This is a genomic window from Streptomyces sp. NPDC015242 (assembly GCF_043079125.1).
Classification (GTDB): domain Bacteria; phylum Actinomycetota; class Actinomycetes; order Streptomycetales; family Streptomycetaceae; genus Streptomyces.
Genome location: NZ_JBIBUF010000005.1, coordinates 344,510 through 363,277, shown reverse-complemented (window position 1 = coordinate 363,277; position 18,768 = coordinate 344,510). Strand labels below are relative to the sequence as shown.

General features: G+C 71.0%; 11 protein-coding genes. 7 read left to right on the top strand and 4 right to left on the bottom strand.

The window, feature by feature from the left end:
• Positions 1–126 precede the first annotated feature (126 nt).
• Both ACF07N_RS19385 and ACF07N_RS19380 read right to left on the bottom strand, forming a co-directional pair.
• Positions 127–3,018 (bottom strand): SpoIIE family protein phosphatase, encoded by a 2,892-nt coding sequence (locus ACF07N_RS19385; protein WP_392114339.1) that lies wholly within the window; start codon positions 3,016–3,018, stop codon positions 127–129.
• Positions 3,019–3,483: 465 nt separating this feature from the next.
• A complete protein-coding gene (locus tag ACF07N_RS19380) occupies positions 3,484–4,524 on the bottom strand; it encodes an acetylxylan esterase (RefSeq protein ID WP_392114336.1) in 1,041 nt (346 codons plus the stop codon).
• 230 nt (positions 4,525–4,754) lie between these two features.
• On the opposite strand from ACF07N_RS19380, the gene ACF07N_RS19375 reads away from it, so the two are divergent.
• Genes ACF07N_RS19375 through ACF07N_RS19360 form a run of 4 tightly spaced genes read left to right on the top strand, consistent with a single transcriptional unit; the run spans position 4,755 to position 9,015 of the window.
• Positions 4,755–5,747: an ABC transporter permease gene (locus tag ACF07N_RS19375; RefSeq protein ID WP_383338234.1), complete on the top strand. Its 993-nt coding sequence runs from the start codon at positions 4,755–4,757 to the stop codon at positions 5,745–5,747.
• Positions 5,741–6,613 carry a carbohydrate ABC transporter permease gene (locus tag ACF07N_RS19370; RefSeq protein ID WP_392114333.1) on the top strand — a complete coding sequence of 291 codons (873 nt, stop codon included), beginning with the start codon at positions 5,741–5,743 and terminating at the stop codon, positions 6,611–6,613. Before ACF07N_RS19375 ends, ACF07N_RS19370 begins: the two co-directional genes overlap by 7 nt.
• 43 nt (positions 6,614–6,656) lie before the next feature.
• Positions 6,657–8,312: an extracellular solute-binding protein gene (locus tag ACF07N_RS19365; protein WP_392114330.1), complete on the top strand. Its 1,656-nt coding sequence runs from the start codon at positions 6,657–6,659 to the stop codon at positions 8,310–8,312.
• Positions 8,313–8,331: 19 nt separating this feature from the next.
• Positions 8,332–9,015: a hypothetical protein gene (locus ACF07N_RS19360; protein ID WP_392114327.1), complete on the top strand. Its 684-nt coding sequence runs from the start codon at positions 8,332–8,334 to the stop codon at positions 9,013–9,015.
• A gap of 58 nt (positions 9,016–9,073) precedes the next feature.
• Here ACF07N_RS19360 and ACF07N_RS19355 read toward each other — a convergent pair whose 3' ends face one another.
• Positions 9,074–11,056, bottom strand: coding sequence for an alpha-glucuronidase (locus ACF07N_RS19355; RefSeq protein WP_392114324.1), 1,983 nt, complete (start codon positions 11,054–11,056; stop codon positions 9,074–9,076).
• Between the two features lie 20 nt (positions 11,057–11,076).
• Positions 11,077–14,877, bottom strand: coding sequence for a GH92 family glycosyl hydrolase (locus ACF07N_RS19350; RefSeq protein WP_392114321.1), 3,801 nt, complete (start codon positions 14,875–14,877; stop codon positions 11,077–11,079).
• 368 nt (positions 14,878–15,245) lie between these two features.
• Here ACF07N_RS19350 and ngcE point away from each other — a divergent pair, with 368 nt between their 5' ends.
• Genes ngcE through ACF07N_RS19335 form a run of 3 tightly spaced genes read left to right on the top strand, consistent with a single transcriptional unit; the run spans position 15,246 to position 18,592 of the window.
• Complete coding sequence (gene ngcE / locus ACF07N_RS19345) at positions 15,246–16,700, top strand: N-acetylglucosamine/diacetylchitobiose ABC transporter substrate-binding protein (RefSeq protein WP_383330296.1); 1,455 nt, start codon at positions 15,246–15,248, stop codon at positions 16,698–16,700.
• A 42-nt stretch (positions 16,701–16,742) separates the two neighbouring features.
• Positions 16,743–17,669, top strand: a complete 927-nt coding sequence (locus ACF07N_RS19340) for a carbohydrate ABC transporter permease (protein WP_383330293.1) — start codon at positions 16,743–16,745, stop codon at positions 17,667–17,669.
• Positions 17,669–18,592 (top strand): carbohydrate ABC transporter permease, encoded by a 924-nt coding sequence (locus ACF07N_RS19335; protein WP_094053971.1) that lies wholly within the window; start codon positions 17,669–17,671, stop codon positions 18,590–18,592. Before ACF07N_RS19340 ends, ACF07N_RS19335 begins: the two co-directional genes overlap by 1 nt.
• Positions 18,593–18,768 lie beyond the last annotated feature (176 nt).

The window sequence follows — 18,768 nt, the reverse complement described above, 5'->3', positions numbered from 1 at the left end:
GCGGCCCGCCCTCCCCGTGGCGCCGCAGGGCCGCGGCGGCCACCCGCCCGGCGCGCCCCCTCACGACGGCGCGCCCAGCCATGACGGACCGGCCTGCCGCGGCGGCCACCCGCCCGTCGCGCCTCCTCACGACGGCCCGCCCAGCCGTGGAGGTCCGCCCTCCCCGGGCCGCCCCCGGAGCCGGCCGGGGCCGGCGTCCCGGTGACGGGCGTGACCCGGGTCCGTGGCCCGGGGGAGGGAGCGGCGGCGCCCGGGGTCCCGGTCAGGGGCCTGGTCATGCTCCTCACCGCGGGAGCGGTTCCGGCGCGTGCCCCGACCGGCGCGGCCACCGCGCGCCCGGCCGGGGACGTCGTCGCGTTCCGGAGCGCGGTTCCCGCCCCGGGCACGGCCCGTGCCCCAGCCCCACGCGCCCAACCGCTCGCGGGCACGGGGCCGTGGCGGGGCCTGCCGCCCGGGTTCCGGTTCCGCCTCCGGGCCGGACCCCGGCCCGGGCTCCGCCTCCGCCTCGGGGCGGGAGACGACGATCTCGCTCCACACCTGCTTGCCACCGCCGACCGGCACCGAACCCCAGGCCGCCGACATCGCCTCGACGAGGAACAGGCCGCGCCCGCCCGTCGACTCCCAGTCGACGACCACCGGCTTGGCCGGCGCGCGCGGCGAGGAGTCGTTCACCGTCACCCGCAGCCGGTCGGCCGCGAGGGTCAGATCCAGCCGGACCGCGCCCTGCGTGTGCACCAGCGCGTTGGTGACCAGCTCGGACACCACCAGCAGGACGCTGTCGGCCTCGGCCACCACACCCCACGACCGCAGCGTGCGGGCGCTGAAGCGCCGGGCGTGCATCACCGCGTCCGGCAGCCGCCACACCACCCACCCGGCCCGCACCGGCCTGACCCGCATCCCGTCGTAGCGCAGCAGCAGCACCGCCACGTCGTCCTCTCGGCGCCCGGTCTCGCCCAGCAGGACGTCGGCCATCCGCCCCGGATCGGCGGGATCGGCCGCCGCCAGCGCCTCACGCACCAGGCGCATGCCCTCGTCGAGGTGGAGGTCCGCCGACTCCACCAGACCGTCCGTGACCAGCGCGAGGACCGAGCCCGGTGCCAGTGCGAGCGCCGTCAGCGGGAACTCCGCGTCCGCCAGCACCCCGAGCGGCAGCCCGCCCTCGACCGCGATCTCCGCCGTGCCGCCGTCGGGATGACGCACCAGCGGGGCCAGGTGCCCGGCCCGCACGAACAGCGCGTTGCCCTCCTCCATGTCCAGTTCGACGTAGCAGCACGTGGCGAACAGGTCGGTCTCCATGCCGACCAGCAGCCGGTTGGCGTGCGCGACGACCACGTCCGGCGGATGCCCCTCGACGGCGTAGGCCCGCACGGCGGTACGCATCTGGCCCATGATCGTCGCGGCCCCGGCGCTGTGCCCCTGCACGTCCCCGATGACCAGGGCGACCTTCCCCTCGGTCAGGGCGATCACGTCGTACCAGTCGCCGCCCACCTGCAGTCCGCGCCGGGCGGGCAGGTAACGGGCGACGGCGATGCCGCCCGGCAGCCGGGGCAGGCGGCGGGGGAGCAGGCTGCGCTGGAGCATCGTCGCGAGTTCCTGCTCGGCGTCGTAGGCGTGGGCGCGTTGCAGCGCCTGGCCCACCAGCCCGGCGGTCGCGGTCAGCAGGGCCCGCTCCTCGGGGGCGAAATCGTGCGGGGCGTCCCAGCCGACCAGGCACACCCCGGCCACCCCGGCCTTAGCCGGCAGGGGCAGGACCGCCAGCCCGCCGGGGCCGATCCCGGCCAGCCCCGGTTCCAGCTCGGCGCCCGCGGGCCACAGGCTGATCCGGCCGTCCCGCAGCGCCGCCTGGAGCGTGGGCAGGGCGCTGACCGGCGCGTCGGGCCACTCCGAGCGCCACTCCGAACGCCACAGCTTCGGCCAGGCGCCGGCGCCCGGCGGATCGAGCACCGTGACCGCCAGCCGGTCCTCCAGCACCTCGGCGAGCGCCACACGGCCGGCGCCCAGCGGTTCGCGCAGCGCGGCGACGACCACCCGGCTGACGTCGCGCACCGTCGTTGCGTCGTCGAGCGCGGCGGTCAGCCACTGGAGGCGGGCGACGTCGCCCGCGCCACGACGCAGCACCGGGGCCGCCGTGACCACGCCCAGCACCCGCCGCGGGGCGGCGTCGGGGCCCTTCAGCACACGGCAGTCCAGGCGGAGCCAGCACAGCTCACCGGTGGGCCGGCGGATACGGAACTCCAGCTCGCGGCGGCCCGGGGTCTGCGCGGACGGCTCGATGACCGACAGCAGGGCGGGGACGTCCTCGGGGACGCTGTACGACAGGAGGGTGTCGGTCTTGCCGTCGAAACCGTCGGCGGGGACGCCGACGAGTTCGAGCAGGGCCGGGTCCGTCTCGACCAGCCCGGTGCCGGGGGTGAGGGCGAAGGAGCCGACGCCCATGGCGCGCAGTGCGGAGTCCAGCAGCGGCGAGGGCGCGGCCCGGTCGGCCTCGCCCCGCAGCCGCCCGGCGACGGCCTCGGCGTACCGCTCGAGGAACTCCCGCTGCTCGCCCCCGAAGCCCTCCCCGGCCTCTCCCACCACGGCCAGACATCCCAGCCACCCGCCCGCCGCGCCGAGGGGCAGCGCCCCGAACGGGCCGGGGACGGTCCCGTCTCCTGCCCGTGCGGCGGCTCCGTCCAGCCACACGGCCCGGCCGCGCAGACATGCCTCCACGACGGCGGCCGCCGGGCCGTATCCCTCCGCCGGCCCGCCCGCGGGCGCCGGTCCGGGCGCTCCACCCCCCGGAAGCCGCACGCCGCCGGGCACTCCGTACCGTTCCGGTTCGCCCCCGGCGGACTCCACCATCCGGAGTTCCGCCCCGCTCGCGCCGCGCACGTACACCGCCGCCAGCACCACCCCGGCGAACGCCAGCACCCGTTCCCTCGCGGCGGCCTGCGGCGCCGGGCGAGGCGCACCGGCGGTTCCGCCCACCGGGGCCCGGAGGCGGGGGACCTCGGCCGGGGTCTCGCCGTCATGGGGCATGTCCGCGTCCACCTCCCGTCCGTGCCGCGGCCACCGGCAGGTGGGAGTCCCCGGAACTCAGGCGACGGCGACGCGGGCAGGGACCGGCGGCGCCGGGTCACACCGACACGGCGGAACCACGCCGCACATGAGCGGCAGGGCACCCACCAACAGGGTCGCACAACCGGATATAGGCGACATATGGGGCGGCGGCGAACGCGCGAGGTGGGGGCGCCCCACGGGTGGGTTCCGGTCCACCGAATGGGAGCGCTCCCACCCCGGCTGCTGTGGAAGGTAGCGCCCAGTCGCCCGCCTGTAAACGGCTCGCGCACATCGCGCGAACGCGGGGCCGCAGGCGCGCAACCGGCGGCCACCCGGCGCACGTCGATCTCGGCTGCCCTTCGCTCCGCGGACACCTGCGGGGTGGCGGTCCCGCCCGGGGTGAGCGTGCGGTATCCGCCGGCGGCCGCGCCGCGGAGTCCCCGGTCACGGGGCGACCCGCGCCGGCGCCGAGGGGGCTGCGCCCTGTGTGCCGTCCCGTCCCTCCAGCACCGCCCGCAGCCACAGAAGTTGCCGCCGCACCTGCACCGCGTCCCCGCCCTCGTGCCCGTTGTACGGATACGCGTGCAACTCCTTGCGGGGTTCCTGCCCGGCGAGTTCGCCGTAGCGGTTGAACGCCGCGTACGCCCCGCTCGGCGGGCACACCGTGTCCCGCAGGCCGACTCCGAAGTGGGCCGGGGCCAGGGCGCGGCGGGCGAAGGAGACGCCCTCGACGAAGGAGAGGGTGCGGTGGGCGTCGTGCTCGACGCCCCGGTGGACGGCGAGGTACGCGGTGATCTCGCCGTAGGGGGCGGCGTCCGTGAGGTCGAGACACCGCCGGATCCCGCACAGCAGGGGCGCGGTCACCAGCAGGGCGGCCAGGTCCGGGACCAGCCCCGCGACCGCCAGTGCCAGCCCGCCGCCCTGGCTGTTGCCCGCGGCGGCGATCCGCGCGGGGTCGACGCCCGGCAGTGCGCGCACCGCCGCCACCGCCCGCACCGCGTCGGTGATCAGGCGTCGATAGTAGTAGTCCTCGGGAGTGCGCAGTCCTCGCGTCATCACCCCGGGCCCGCCCGGCACCCCGGCGTGCGGGTCGGGCGTGTCACCGCCGCACCCGTACTGGTCGCCCTGGCCGCGGTTGTCCATGAGCAGGTGCGCGTACCCCGCGTTCACCCAGGTGAGGCGCTCGTGCGGGAGCCCCCGGCCGCGCCCGTACCCGGCGAACTCGACCACCGCGGGCAGGGCCCGGCCGGCCGCGGCAGGTGTGCTGAACCACGCCCGGACCGGATCGCCGGCGAACCCCCGGAACGTCACGTCCCAGGTCCGGGTCAGCCGCAGCCCGGTCTCCACCTCCCGTACGGACACCAGCGGATCGGCCCGCCCGGCCTCCTCCAGCGTGCTCCGCCAGAACGCGTCGAAGCCGCCGGGCTCCTCGACGTCCGGGCGGTAGTGCTCCAGTTCGGTCGGCGGCAGGTCGAACGCGGGCACGACGGCACCTCGCAGGAGTCGGTGGCAGGACAGAAACTTGCGGCGGAGAAGGCGGTGCGGTGCCTGGGGTCTACCCATCCCGGCCGGGGATCCAACGCGCCACAGCCGCCCCTCGGGCTGCCGCGGCACCCATTGACAGCGCTTTCTAGTGGCCCTAAGTTGCCGCGGAGTTACCGGTAAGAGCTCGAAAGTTTCGGATCCACGTGCCCTGTCCACGGGAGGCCCGAGCCATGAGCACGTCGACCACACCGGCCCCACCGGGCACCGGGGAACCGCCTCCGGCCCGGGCCGCGCCCCGGCGCGACGGCCGGGCAGCGTCCAGGACCGGCTGGCGCCGGGCCCTGCGCCGCGACTGGCAGCTGTACTCGCTGGCGATCCTGCCGCTGCTGTTCTTCCTGGTCTTCCGCTACCTGCCGATGATCGGCAACGTGATCGCGTTCCGGCGCTTCGAGCCCGGCGGATCGCTCTTCGGCGAGGAGTGGGTGGGGCTGCGCTATGTGCGGATGTTCCTCGAAGACCCCACGTTCTGGCAGGTGTTCCGCAACACCCTGTGGATCGGCGGGCTCACCCTGCTGTTCTGCTTCCCCGTCCCGATCGTGCTGGCCCTGCTCCTCAACGAGGTGCGCAGACGCTCCCTGAAGCGGTTCGTGCAGTCGGTGTCGTACCTGCCGCACTTCCTGTCGATCGTGATCGTCGCGGGCATCACGCTGCAGATGCTGGCCAGCGACGGACCGGTCAACCACGTGCTCGGCTGGTTCGGCCACGAACCGATCCGCTTCGTGCAGGAACCCGAGTGGTTCCGCGCGATCTACGTGGGCTCGGAGGTCTGGCAGACGGCCGGCTGGGGCACGATCCTCTACCTCGCCGCGCTCACCACCATCGACGAGGACCTCTACGAGGCGGCCCGCATCGACGGAGCGAACCGCTGGCAGCAGATCTGGCACGTCACCCTGCCCGGTATCCGGCCCACCATGGTGACGCTGCTGATCCTGAACATCGGCACCTTCATGGCCGTCGGCTTCGAGAAGGTCCTGCTGCTGTACAACCCCTTGACGTATCCGACCGCCGACGTGATCTCGACGTACGTCTACCGGGCCGGCGTCGAGTCCAACAGCTTCAGCTACGCGGCCGCCATCGGCCTGTTCGAGGCGGTCATCGGCCTGGTCCTCATCACCTCCGCCAACCAGCTCTCGCGCCGCACGGTGGGGACGAGCCTGTGGTGAGGCCGAGCCGCTCCTACCGGGTCTTCCAGGGCGTCAACGGAGTGGTCCTCACCCTCGTGGTGCTGGTCACCCTCTACCCCTTCGTCAACATCCTCGCGCGCTCCTTCAGCGGGGAACGGCACATCCGGGCCGGCGAGGTGACCCTGCTGCCCAAGGGGTTCAACCTCACCACGTACCGGATCGTGTTCCAGGACGCGATGTTCTGGCGGAACTACGGCAACACCGTGCTCTACACGGTCGTCGCGACCACCGTGGCCATGGTGCTGACGACGTGCTACGCCTACGTGCTGTCGAAGAAGCGGCTGAAGGGCCGCGGACTCCTCGTCGGCGTCGCCGTGTTCACCATGTTCTTCACCGGCGGCCTGATCCCGAACTACATCCTGGTCACCAGCCTCGGCCTGAAGAACAGCGTGTGGGCGATCGCCCTGCCGAACGCGATCAGCGTCTTCAACCTGCTGGTGATGAAGGCCTTCTTCGAGAACCTGCCGACGGAGCTGGAGGAGGCCGCGCAGATCGACGGCCTGAGCACGTACGGCATCCTCCTCAGGATCGTGCTGCCGCTGTCCAAGGCGGTCGTGGCGACCATGGTGCTCTTCTACTCCGTGTCCTTCTGGAACTCCTGGTTCAGCGCCTTCCTGTACATGGACCGCACCGAACTGATGCCGGTCACGGTCTACCTGCGCAACCTCATCCAGGGCGCCACCGGCGGCGGCAACGCGGGCGCGGGCACCGAGCAGCTCAGCCAGGTCGGCGCCAACATCCAGTCGGTCACCATCGTGCTCACCGCCCTGCCGATCCTCTGCGTGTACCCGTTCGTCCAGCGCTACTTCGTCTCGGGCGTGATGCTCGGCGCGGTCAAGGGCTGACCCCGCCGCACCGCCGGCCCGCCCACGGAACAAAGGAGTCTCCGTGCAGAACGCAGGACAGTTGTCGCGACGCCAGATGCTCGCCGCCGCCGGGTTCACCGGCCTCGCCGTCCTCACCGGCTGCGGCGGCGGGGACGACGGCGGCAACCCGAAGGACCTCTCCGGCAAGCGGCACGGGGCGATGAAGAACTACCGCGCCGGGCAGCGCTTCAAGGCGGCCGAGCCGCTGTCCTTCTCGGTGCTGCACAACAACAACCCGGTCTACCCCATGAAGGACTCCTGGCTGTTCTGGAAGGAGCTCACCCGCCGCACCGGCGTGACCCTCAAACCCGTCGACGTCCCGCTGGCCGACTACGAGAAGAAGCGCAGCGTGCTCATCGGGGCCGGGGACGCCCCGTTCCTGATCCCCAAGACCTACCACCCGTCCGAGGTCGCCTTCGTCTCCTCCGGCGCGATCCTCCCCGTCAGCGACTACGTCCACCTGATGCCCAACTTCCGGGACAAGGCCCGCAAGTGGAAGCTGGAGCCCGAACTGGACTCGATCCGCCAGTCCGACGGCAAGTACTACCTGCTGCCGGGCCTGCACGAGAAGGCCAAGGCCACCTACTCGCTGTCCCTCCGCACGGACGTCCTCGACCGGCACGGCCTCACCCTGCCCACCACCTGGGACGAGGTGCGCGAAGTCCTCACGGCGCTCAAGGAGGAGTACCCCGGCAGGTATCCCCTCTCCGACCGCTGGAGCACCAACACCCCGTTCCCCTGCGGCGCCCTGTTCGGCTACCTCGGCCAGGCCTTCGGCGTCCGGGCCGGATGGAGCTACGACAACATCAGCTTCGACCCCACGGCAGGCAGGTTCGTCTTCACCGGCGCCCAGGACGGCTACCGCCGGATGGTCGAGTACGTGCGCGGACTCGTCGCCGACAAGCTCATGGATCCCGAGAGCTTCAGCCAGACCGACGACCAGGCGGTGCAGAAGCTGCTCGCCGAGAAGTGCTTCGCGATGAGCGCCAACCCCCAGGAGCTGGTGCAGAACTACCGCTACAACCTGGAGAAGCAGGTCGAGGGCGCGAGGATCGAGATGATCCCGGTGCCGATCGGCCCGGCCGGACCGGTCGTGCTCGGCGGCACCCGGCTGGAGAACGGCGTCATGGTCTCCAGCAAGGCCCTCGACAACGACGGCTTCGTCGCCATGATGCAGTTCCTCGACTGGCTCTGGTACTCCGACGAGGGCCAGAAGTTCTGCAAGTGGGGCGTCGAGGGCGTCACCTACACCGAGCCCGGCGGCCGGCCCCGGCTGAAGCCCGGCATCTCCCTGATGGGCTCGGACCCGGACGCCGCGAAGGATCTCCAGAAGGACTACGGCTTCTTCAACGGCGTCTTCACCTACGGCGGCAGCTGGGAGCTGGTCTCCTCCTCCTTCGGCCCGGACGAGAAGAAGTTCCAGGACGCCATGGCCCGGCGGCGGCAGCTGCCCGTCGACCCCGCCCACCCCTTGCGATCCTTCGAGCAGGAGCAGGCGACCCTGTGGGACACCCCGCTGAAGGACACGGTCATCCAGAACACCCTGAAGTTCGTCCTCGGCAAGCGCCCGCTGTCCGAGTGGGACGACTACGTGGCCGAGCTGGAGGCGAAGAACATGCGGCCCCTCGTCGACCTGCACAACAAGGCGTACGAGCGGTTCGCGAAGGAGAACGGGTGACGGGCGGGGAGGCGGCGGCATGAGCACCGTGCGGGCCGGCGGCTTCGGCACCGGGGCACTCTCGCGCGCCTGCGCCCTGGTCCACACCCTCCTCACCGTCGAGGCGCTGCTGCTGCTCGCCGCCTCCCCGGGCCTGGCCGGACTGCTCCTGCTCGGGCCCGACCCGGCGAACCTCCCCCTGGCGGCGCCGTGTCTGCTGCCCCTCGGCCCGGCCCTGTCCGCCGCGCTCTACGCCCTGCACCACCGCACCCGCGACCTCACCGACCTCCACCCGGCCCGGGCCTTCGTGCGCGGGTGGCGGCTCAACGCCCGCCCGGCACTGGCCCTCTGGACACCCCTGCTGGCCTGGCTGACGGTCATCGCCTTCACCCTCACCCACTTCGCCGCCACGGGCCTGCCCGGCTGGTGGGCGGTGCTGCTCGCGGGAATCGGCACGGGCTCCCTGCTGTGGGGAGCGCACGCGCTCGTCCTCACCTCCCTGTTCACCTTCCGTGCCCGGGACACCGCCCGGCTGGCCGCCTACTTCCTGCTCCGGCACGGCCGCGCCACCCTCGCCGCGGCCTCCCTGCTCGTCCTGACCGCCGCGCTGACCGTCCTGCTGACCGAGGCCCTGCCCGCCCTGCTGGCCGCCCCGCTGCTGCTGTCCCTGCTGCACGGCAGCCGCACGGTGATCACCGAGACCCGCCAGGAGTTCACCGCGTGACCGCGCCCCGCACCCCGGGGCCGGCCGACGCCGAGGACCTCAGGGGCGTCGCCGTCCTTCAGTGGATCCGCCGCCCCCGGGCGTCCGGCACCCCGGACTTGCGGAAGAAGTAGCTGTTGATCTGGTCCCGCCACTCCCGGGCGCTGCGCATCTGCTCCTCGTACCGCTGCGCGACGCGCGCGTGCCACCGCGGCGGGACGAGGTCCCCGAGGCCCGCCCACACCCGGCGGGCCTCCGCCACCTCCTCGACCCCCTCGAAGTGCGTGTCGTAGATGTGCTGGATCACCGTCTTCCCGCTGCGCAGCACATGCCCGTACGGCACGTGGTGGAAGAACAGCAGCAGTTCGTCGGGGCAGGTGTCCGGCGACTCGTACAGCGCGGACCAGGGCTCGCCGTACTGCCCGGCGTACCCGGTGCCGGCCGCCACACTGCGGTCCACGCCGACGCCGTCCCGGTCGGCGAAGTGGTACGTGCCCCAGGGGCTGTACTCGTAGCCGTCGACGCTCGGCCCGTAGTGGTGCCCGGGCTGCACCATGAAGCCCACCCCGAGCGGGGCGGTGTACTTCTCGTACGTGCGCCACGAGCCGTCGAGCACCGCGTGCAGCCCGCCGGACAGCCGCGCCGGGGCGCCGGGGAAGGTGAGGGAGATCCACTCGTCGAGCACCTTGCGCGGCCCCGCGTCCGGCCGCCAGGCGAGCCGCCCGAAGGTGTAGAGGTTCGCCTGGGCCAGCGGATGCCCGGTCCAGAAGGGGTCGTCCCCGGCGTTCGAAACGGCCACGAGCCCGCCCCGGGCCACCTCACCCACGGCCGGTCCGGGCCCGGGCCGGAAGCGCAGCACCTCGCTCCACATCGGTCCCAGCCAGCAGACGTGCCGCTGCTGTCCGGTGTACTCCTGGGTGACCTGGAGCTCCACCGCGAGGCGGGTGCGGGGCACGGCCCCGAGCAGCGGCGAGACGGGCTCGCGCACCTGGAAGTCCATGGGCCCGTGCTTCACCTGGAGCACGGCGTTCGCCGCGAACGCCCCGTCCAGCGGCACGAAGTGGTCGTAGGCGGCCCGGGCCCGGTCGGTCGAACGGTCCCGCCAGTCCTGCCGGTGGTCGTAGACGAAGGCCCGCCAGTGCACCGTGCCGCCGAACGGCTCCAGCGCCGCCGCCAGCACGTTCGCCCCGTCGGCGTGGCTGCGGCCGTACGCGAACGGGCCCGGCTGGCCCTCCGAGTCCGCCTTCACCACGTACCCGCCGAAGTCGGGGATCGCCTCGTACACCCGCCGCGTCGCCCGCGCCCACCAGCCGCGCACCGCCGCGTCCAGCGGATCGGCCGTGGGCAGCCCGCCGAGCAGGACCGGCGCGGCGAAGGAGACCGACAGGTGGGTGCGGATGCCGTAGGGGCGCAACGCGTCGGCGACAGCGGCCACTTCACCGATCCGCCCGGTGAGCAGACGGGCCTCGGTGGCGTGCACGTTGACGTTGTTGACGGCGACGGCGTTGATCCCGCACGCGGCGAGCAGCCTGCCGTACGCCCGCACCCGCTCCAGGTCGCCGCGCGCCCGCCCGTCCTCCCAGAACAGCGAGCCGCCCGCGTACCCGCGCTCGACCTGGCCCATCACCGGGTGCACGGCCACGTTGTCCCAGTGGTCGAGCATGCGCACGGCGAGCGCCGGCCGGTGGAGCTCCCGGGCCCGCTCCCCGCGGAAGGCGTCCTCGCCGAGCCGTACCACGTGGAACAGGCCGTACAGCAGCCCGCGCCCGCCGGACGCCGTGACGGTCGTCGTACCGCCCTCACGGACGCAGGAGAAGCCCTCGTCGCCGAGGCCGCCGGCGCCGAGGGCGAGGACCAGGTCGTACGGGCCGCCGTCCGGCGCGCCGCGCTCGGCCCGGCCCCCGAACCGCCGGCAGGCCTCGGCCACCTCCCCGTGCACCGTCTCCACCAGCGGACCCGATCCGTGGATCAGGGTCCTGCGGCCACCGATCGCCCGGAAGGCGGCGGGCGGCAGCCAGGCCGGGTCGACACCCTCGGGCAGGACGGGCACGGGAAGCGGCACGAGACCCCCAACTCACTCGTTCAGCCGAGCAGTTCCACCTCCGCCAGGGTCGCCTCTCCGTCGAGGACCAGGCGGTACCTCTCGTACGTACCCGGTGACTTCACCGAGAACGCGCGGGTCTGCCGGTCCCAGGCGAAGGCCTCACCGGAGCGCTCGTCGAGCGTCCGCCAGGTCTCGCCGTCCGGGGAGCCCTGGAGCGTCCAGCCGGCCGGCGCCTCGGCCCGGTCCGCCGAGGACGTCAGGGTGTACTGGACGGCCTCGGCGCCCTCGCGGACCGGCAGGTCCACCGACGTCACCGTCGCGTCCGTCGCCGAGGTGTCGTCGAACAGGGCGCCCTCGCGCTTCAGCAGGTCCGCGCGCGGCGCCGGCACCTCGTCGTCCTGGGTGATCGACACGGGCGCGGCGTCCTTGCCCGTGCCCCACGACGACGGCCTCGGGCCCATGTCGAACTCCAGGACACCGCCCTTGGCGACCACGGAGTGCGGCAGGGAAGTCTTCGACCAGGCCCGGCCGTTGACCTTCAGCCCCTGCACGTAGACGTTCTTCGCGCTGTTGCGCGGCGCCTTCACCACCAGCTCGTGCCCGTTCTCCAGGTGCACGGTCGCCTTCGTGAACAGGGGCGAGCCGATCGCGTACTCGCCGCTGCCCATCACCAGCGGGTAGAAGCCGAGCGCGGAGAACAGGTACCAGGCCGACTGCTCGCCGTTGTCCTCGTCGCCGTGGTAGCCCTGCCCGATCTCGCTGCCGGTGTACAGCCGGGACAGCACCTCGCGGACGTTCTTCTGCGTCTTCCAGGGCTGACCGGCCGCGTCGTACATGTAGAGGGCGTGGTGGGCGACCTGGTTGGAGTGCCCGTACATGCCCATCCGGACGTCCCGGGCCTCGGTCATCTCGTGGATGACACCGCCGTAGGAGCCGACGAACTCGGGGGAGGCCGTCTCCGGGGTGGACAGGTACTCGTCGAGCTTGTCCCCGAGGCCCTTGCGCCCGCCGTACAGGTTGGCCAGGCCCCGGCTGTCCTGCGGGGCGGTGAAGGCGTAGCCCCAGCCGTTGGTCTCGGTGTAGTCGTGGCCCCAGACCCGCGGGTCGTACTTCTCGGACGCGACCCGCCAGTCGCCCTTCGCGTCGCGGCCCTGGAAGAACCCGGCCTTGTCGTCGAAGAGGTTCACGTAGTCGCGGGCCCGGTCCAGGAAGTACTCCGACTCCTCCTTGTAGCGCCGCTCGCCGGTCTCCTCGTACAGCTTCCGGCCCATGCGGGAGATGCCGTAGTCGTTGAGGTAGCCCTCCAGCGCCCAGGACAGGCCCTCGTGGGTCTCGGTGCTCGTGTAGCCGAGGAACGGGGACGTGGTCATGCCCTTGCGGCCGACGCCCGAGTTCGGCGGGACGACCGTGGCGTTCTTCACGGCCGCGTCGTAGGCCGCCTTCGCGTCGAAGTCGACGCCCTTGACGTACGCGTCCGCGAACGCCACGTCCGAGGAGGTGCCGGTCATCAGGTCCGCGTAGCCGGGGGAGGACCAGCGCGACGTCCAGCCGCCGTCCTTGTACTGCTGCACGAACCCGTCGACCAGCTCACCGGCCTGGGAGGGGGTCAGGAAGGAGTAGGCGGGCCAGGTCGTGCGGTAGGTGTCCCAGAAGCCGTTGTTGACGTACACCTTGCCGTCGACGATCTTCGCGCCGGTGTGGGTCGGGGTGTCCGGGTTCGGCATGCGGGAGAACGGCGAGGCGTACTGGTACTTCCCGTCGACCTTCTCGAACCCGGAGTTCGGGTACAGGTACAGCCGGTACAGGCTGGAGTACAGCGTCGTCAGCTGGTCGGGGGTCGCGCCCTCGACCTCCACCTTGCCGAGGAGCCGGTCCCACTGGCGCTGGGCGCTCTTCTTGACCGCCTCGAAGGACCGGCCCTCGGGGATCTCCTGGCGCAGGTTGTCCTTGGCCTGGTCGACGCTGATGAGCGAGGTCGCAAGGCGCAGGGTGACGGTCCGGTCGTCGCCGGCCCGGAAGCGCAGATGGCCCTTCACACCGCTGGAGTCGCCCTCGGCCACCGGCTTGTCGAACGCGCCGTAGACGAACAGCCGGGTGGCGCCCGTGGACAGCCCGGACTTCACGTCCGAGTAGCCGGTGACGATCCCGTTCTCCTTGTCGAGGGTCAGCCCCGCCTGGTCGGTCACGTTGTCGAACAGGACGCTCGCGTCGTCACCGGGGTAGGTGAAGCGCAGCGCCGCCGCGTGGTCCGTCGGCGCCATCTCGGCCTTCAGCCCGTTCTCGAACCGCACCCCGTAGTAGTAGGGCCGCGCGATCTCGTTCTCGTGCCGGAAGGCCAGCTCCCGCGCCTCTCGCCCGTACTCCGGGGTCCCGGCGGCCACGGACGGCATCACCTGGAAGGTCTGCCGGTCGCCCATCCACGGGCTCGGCTCGTGGCTGGCGCTGAACGCCTGGATCGTCGGCAGGTTGTCCGCGTTGTTGGAGCGCGCGTAGTCGTACAGCCAGCTCAGCGAACCGGCGTTGGTCACCGGCGTCCAGAAGTTGAACCCGTGCGGGACCGCCGTAGCCGGGAAGTTGTTGCCGCGGGAGAAGCCGCCGCTGGAGTTGGTGCCGCGGGTCGTCACCGCGTAGTCCGACAGATGCGCCTTGGGCCGCTCGGGCGCGACCGAGGCGATGCTCACGTCGTCCAGCCAGCCGCGGAACTTGGCCGGGCCCTTGGGGGAGTCGTAGGCCACCAGGATCCGGTCCACGGTCTTCCCGGCCGCGACCGAGCCGATCCGCGAGGCCACGTTGTTCCACTGGTTGACGTACAGGATCTTGGAGGCGCCCTGCCCCTGCGGGGTCAGCGGGAAGCCGTGCTGGTCGGTGGCGCGCAGCTCGCTCAGGTGGGTGCCGTCGGTGAAGGCCAGGTCGACGGAGACGTTCGTGGCGTCGTAGTCGAGGTCGCCGTCGGCCATCGACGGGAAGATCCGGTAGGACAGCTGCGTGTTCCGGCCGACGGCCACGTTCACGTCGAAGACCTTGTTGTACGAGTACGCCCGCCCCCCGGCGTTGTGCCGGCCGGCGTAGCGCAGCGCCTTCTTGCCGGTGAACCCGGCGCCCGCCTTGGCGGTCGGGGAGCCGCTCGGGCCGCGGTCGACCAGCGAGAGCATGTCCTGCGGGACCGGCCCGTCGCTGCCGCCCGTGGACAGCTGGAGGTCGGCGAGCTGCAGGATGCCGCCGCCGTTGTTCCGGGTGACCTCCAGGCGGAAGTGCCGGTACTCGGCGGGCTCGGCCAGGTCGTACGTCTTCGTCTGGAACCGCTCCTGGAAGGACTCCCCGGAGCGGGTGTCGAGCGTCCTCCACTCCTTGCCGTCGGACGAGCCCTTCAGGGTCCAGTCCCTGGGGTCGCGCTCGTCGGCGTCATTGGCCGACGTCAGCGCGTAGCGCGCCAGCTTGACCGGTTCGTCCAGGTCGAACTCCACCCAGCCCGTGGGCTCGAAGGCGAGCCACTTGGTGCTCGGTTCGAGGTCGACCAGGTTCTCCTTCACCTCGCCACCGCCCGTGTTCTCGGCGCTGGCCCGGACGTCGGTGACCTGGCCGGTCACATTGCCCGGTATGCCGCTGCTGTAGCCGCCGTCCACGCCCGAGGCGCGCTTCTCGCCCCCGGGGCCGGTGTCGACGGTGTTCAGCCAGTCCGGAAGCGGGTCGTCCGCCTCGAAGGACGACGTGAACCCCCGATCGGGTCTCTCCGGGGCCTGGGGCAGTGCGACCGCAACGCCCTGTGAACCCAGGGTCAAAGCGAAGGCGGTCGCCGACACGACCGCCGAACCCCATCTGTACCGAGCTTTCCGCTGCATCAACGGGTACCCTCCCTGCGCAGTGGACAACGTTGTCACCTTCGATGCGCAAGGACCAGTAGTTGCTCAAGTGCCACCATGTGTCAAGGGTGTTGCCTGTGGCATTCGGGGGCGACGACCGGGATTTTTCCGTCGCGAAACACACAGGCCGCTCATACTTCCGCGAGGTCTCAACTCGGATAAGACCCGTGGCCAACCTTGTGTTCGATCTTGCTCCGCTGGCGGGAAGTGGACTATACCTGTCGGGCGATTCACCCCATCAGCACGTCACCACCCGCACTTTCCTGCACGACCCAGCGTGACCCGATCGCGGTGCCGGCAAGGATCCGGTTCACCGCCTGAGTCCTGGAGAAGGCGAGGACTTGAGCATGGGATCCACTTCCGCCGAGCAGCACGGCACCGAGGGTGTCGGCCGCCGTGATCTGATCAAAAGGTCCGCCGCGCTCGGGCTGATCTCCGTCCCCACCATGAGCTTCCTCTCCGCGTGCGCGAGCAGCGGCGGGGACGACAGCGGGGACAAGGCCAAGGCCGGCAAGAAGACCGCGAAGAACCCGCTCGCCGTCAATGACACGGCGGGCATGGAATTCGTCCTGTTCGACGGCGGTTTCGGCAAGGAGTACGCCGAGGACGCCGTGAAGATCTACGAGAAGAACTTCCCCAAGGCCTCGGTGAAGTTCTCCGCCACCCAGAAGATCCAGTCCACGCTGCAGCCCCGCTTCAACCAGGGCACCCCGCCGGACCTCATCGACAACTCCGGCGCCGAGCAGATGGACATGGGCGTCCTGGTCGGCAAGAACCAGCTCACCGACCTCACCCCGCTGCTGGACGCGCCCTCCTACGACGACCCGGCCAAGAAGGTCCGCGACACGCTGCGCCCCGGCATCGTGGAGATGGGCCAGTTCGACGGCGAGAAGGTCTGGATCCTGTACTACGCCTACACGGTCTACGGCGTCTGGTACTCGCAGAAGGCCCTGGACTCGCTCGACGAGCAGTACCCGGAGACCTGGGACCAGATGCTCGCGGTCTGCGCCAAGGCCAAGAAGAAGGGCATGGCGGGCTGGACGTACGCGGGCAAGTACCCCTACTACATCCCCTTCTCGCTCTACCCGATGATCGGCAAGGTCGGCGGCCGTGAAGTCCTCGACGCCATCGACAACCTGGAGCCGAACGCCTGGAAGCACCCGGCCGTCAAGGCCTGCTTCGAGGCCTACTACGAGCTCTACAAGAAGGGTTACGTCCTCAAGGGCACCCCGGGCCTGGACCACATCCAGTCGCAGACCGCCTGGGCCGAGGGCAAGGCGCTGTTCATCCCGAACGGCTCCTGGGTGGAGAACGAGTCGGCGAACGTCATCCCGAAGGACTTCGACCTGGCCGTCTCCGCGCCCACCGGCCTCGACAGCTCCGACAAGATGCCCTTCGGCACCATCTGGGCCTCCGGCGGCGAGCCCTTCATCGTCCCGGCCAAGGCGAAGAACGCCCCCGGCGGCATGGAGCAGCTGCGCATCATGCTCAGCGAGGCGTCCTCGAAGAACTTCACCAGCAAGGTGAAGTCGCTGACCGCGTACAACGGCGGCACCGACGGCATCCCCCTCACCCCCGGCCTCAAGTCGGGCGTCGCGGCGCTGGAGAAGGCCGGCGAGAACGTGGTGAACCCCCGGCTGCAGGACTGGTACGTGCAGTTGCAGAAGGAGAAGATCGGTGTTTCCGGTCTCGGCGAGATGATGGCCGGGCGCCTCACCCCCGCCGAGGCCATCAACAAGATCCAGGGCTTCGCCGACGAGGCCGCCAAGGACGATTCCATCAAGCACTACAAGCACCAGTAACGGCACCGGAAACCCAATTTCCGCAACGGCACCGGAGTGGCGATGCAGCACGGCAAGTACCGGTTCATCGTGGGCTTCCTCGCGCTGCCCCTGGGACTGTACGCGCTCTTCGTGATCTGGCCGTTCATCCAGTCCATCTATTACTCGTTCACGGACTGGACCGGCCTGAGTCCCGAATTCAAGATGGTCGGTTTCGACAACTACAGCCGGATGCTGGACGACGACATCTTCTGGAAGTCGTTGCAGCACAGCCTGCTGTTCGCCCTCCTGCTGCCGGTGGTGACGATCGGCCTGGCGCTGTTCTTCGCCTTCATGATCAACGTGGGCGGCAGAAAGAGGAAGAACGGCCCGGTCGTCACCGGCGTCCGCGGCTCGTCCTTCTACAAGATCGTCTACTTCTTCCCGCAGGTCCTCTCGATCGCCATCGTCGCGCTGCTGTTCGCGTTCGCGTACAACCCGGACAGCGGCGCGATCAACTCGGTCCTGCGCGGCATCGGCCTCGGCGACGTCCAGCCGCTCTGGCTGGGCGACCCCGACCTGGCCCTGTGGGCCGTGATGGCGGTCCTCGTCTGGTCCACGGTCGGCTTCTTCGTGGTCCTCTTCTCCGCCGGCATGGCCTCCATCCCGGCGGAGATGTACGAGGCGGCCCTGCTGGACGGCGCGAGCCGCTTCACCACGTTCTTCCGCATCACCCTGCCCCTGCTGTGGGACACCGTGCAGTCGGGCTGGGTCTACATGGGCATCCTCGCCCTGGGCGCCGAGTCGTTCGCGGTCGTGCAGATCATGACGACCGGGCCGGGCGGCCCCGACTACTCGACCACCGTCATGGTCCTGTACGTCTACCAGAAGGCGTTCCGGGACGGGCAGGCCGCCTACGCCACCACCATCGGTGTCGCCCTGCTCGTCGTCACGCTGGCCTTCGCCGCCGTGGTGATGCGGCTGGGCCGTCGCGAGCGGCTGGAGTACTGATGAAGACGACCGAAACCCCCGCTCCGCTCCCCGCCGAGTCCGGCGCCGTCCTCACCAAGGAGGACCTGCCGCCGGCCGTACCGCCCAAGGAGAAGAAAGAGGGCACGGTCCTCAACGTCTTCTCCCACGGCGTCCTGGTCATCTGGGCGATCATGGTGGTCATGCCGCTGCTCTGGGCGGTCATGACGTCCTTCAAGGACGACCGCTCCATCTTCAGCTCGCCCTGGTCGCTGCCGGACTCGCTGCACTTCGACAACTGGTCGCGGGCGTGGACCCAGGCCAACATGAGCGACTACTTCCTCAACACGGTCCTCGTGGTCGGCGGTTCGCTCATCGGCACGCTCGTCCTGGGCTCGATGGCCGCCTATGTCCTGGCCCGCTTCGACTTCCCGGGCAACCGCTTCATCTACTACCTGTTCATCGGCGGCATGAGCTTCCCGATCATGCTGGCGCTGGTCCCGCTGTTCTACGTCGTGAACAACATGGGCCTGCTGAACACCATCCACGGCCTGATCCTGGTCTACATCGCGTACTCGCTGCCGTTCACGGTCTTCTTCCTGACGGCGTTCTTCCGCACCCTCCCCACCTCGATCGCCGAGGCGGCCTTCGTCGACGGCGCCTCCCACAGCCGCACGTTCTTCCAGATCATGCTGCCCATGGCCAAGCCGGGCCTGATCAGCGTGGGCATCTTCAACTTCCTGGGCCAGTGGAACCAGTACATGCTCCCCACGGTCCTGAACACCGACCCCGACAAGCGGGTCCTCACCCAGGGCCTCGTCCAGCTGGCGGTGAGCCAGGGCTACAAGGGCGACTGGTCGGGCCTGTTCGCGGGCCTGGTCATGGCGATGCTGCCGGTCCTGGCCGCGTACATCATCTTCCAGCGGCAGGTGGTGCAGGGGCTGACCGCGGGGGCGCTGAAGTAAACCCTGGCCGCCCCCCAGCGCCACGCATGCCCGCAGCGGGGGCGGCCCGCACCCGCCGGACGACGCAAGGGGCCGTGCCGGGGGGTGTCCGCCCGCAGCGGTTGGCGCGTCAACGGGGAGTCAGCCGGCACGCAACCCCATCGCGCCGTTCCGAGGACGGGCACCCCCCGGCACCG